The following is a 631-nucleotide window of genomic DNA, read 5'->3' on the forward strand; positions in this document are numbered from 1 at the left end:
ATTCCTTGAACAGTCGAGCCTATAGGGTGTTAAATAAGAGAACTGGTGTGATTCAAGAATCCATCAATGTGGTCATTGATGATCGTTTGGATATACCATCTCTAAGTTCAGATGATGATGAAGGTCTTATAATTAACAATCAAGAAACATCATCAATTCAAAAAGAATCTGAACCAAGGACTGTCAAGGATCATCCAACCAATCAAATACTTGGAAATCCTCTCACTGGAGTTCGTACACGCAAACAACTTGAAAACATATGTAATTATGTATGTTTTACATCCCAAATAGAACCGGTCAACGTAAAGGAAGCTCTTTCTGACGAAAATTGGATAGTTGCTATGCAGGAAGAACTTAACCAATTTGTTCGTAATGATGTCTGGTATCTTGTTCCTAGACCTAAAGGCAAACATATTATTGGAACAAAATGGATCTTTAAAAATAAGTCTGATGAACTTGGAAATATTGTACGAAACAAGGCTAGACTGGTTGTACAAGGGTACACTCAAATTGAAGGCATTGATTATGATGAAACCTTCGCTCCAGTTGCTCGCCTTGAATCCATCAGAATTTTTATTTCCATTGCATGTTTTAGAAAAGTCAAGATCTATCAGATGGATGTAAAAAGTGC

Annotated in this window: 1 protein-coding gene; it reads left to right on the forward strand. The window is 36.0% G+C overall.

All coding sequences use genetic code 11. The features are described 5' to 3' along the window. Window positions 1–47 precede the first annotated feature (47 nt). Window positions 48–631: reverse transcriptase domain-containing protein (locus D4A39_RS17700; RefSeq protein WP_147393947.1), on the forward strand; the 584-nt coding region annotated here is incomplete at its 3' end.

This window comes from Alcanivorax profundi (assembly GCF_003597125.1).
Lineage (GTDB): Bacteria > Pseudomonadota > Gammaproteobacteria > Pseudomonadales > Alcanivoracaceae > Alcanivorax > Alcanivorax profundi.